The 363-nt window shown below is 70.5% G+C and carries 1 protein-coding gene; it reads right to left on the reverse strand.

Annotated features, from left to right (window positions below):
- The coding region (locus tag QCD68_RS17220; RefSeq protein ID WP_301223894.1) for a hypothetical protein at positions 1-198 on the reverse strand (198 nt) is incomplete at its 3' end.
- Positions 199-363: the final 165 nt, after the last annotated feature.

The raw sequence follows: 363 nt of genomic DNA on the forward strand, positions 1-363 counted from the left end.
GGAACGGACGATCACCATCGCGACGCGGACGGTCGTCGTTGCTGCGGAACGGACGATCACCATCGCGACGCGGACGGTCGTCGTTGCTGCGGAACGGACGGTCACTGCTCCCCCCGCGAACGGGCCGGTCACCGTCACGGCGGGGACGGTCATCGTTCCCACGGAACGGACGGTCACCATCGCGGCGGGGACGGTCATCGTTCCCACGGAACGGACGGTCGCTGCTCCCCCCACGCACGGGCCGGTCACCGTCACGGCGGGGCCGGTCATCGTTCCCACGGAACGGACGGTCACCATCGCGACGGGGCCGGTCATCGTTCCCACGGAACGGACGGTCACCATCACGGCGGGGCCGGTCGTCGT

The sequence above is a fragment of the Curtobacterium sp. PsM8 genome (assembly GCF_030433875.1).
GTDB lineage: Bacteria > Actinomycetota > Actinomycetes > Actinomycetales > Microbacteriaceae > Curtobacterium.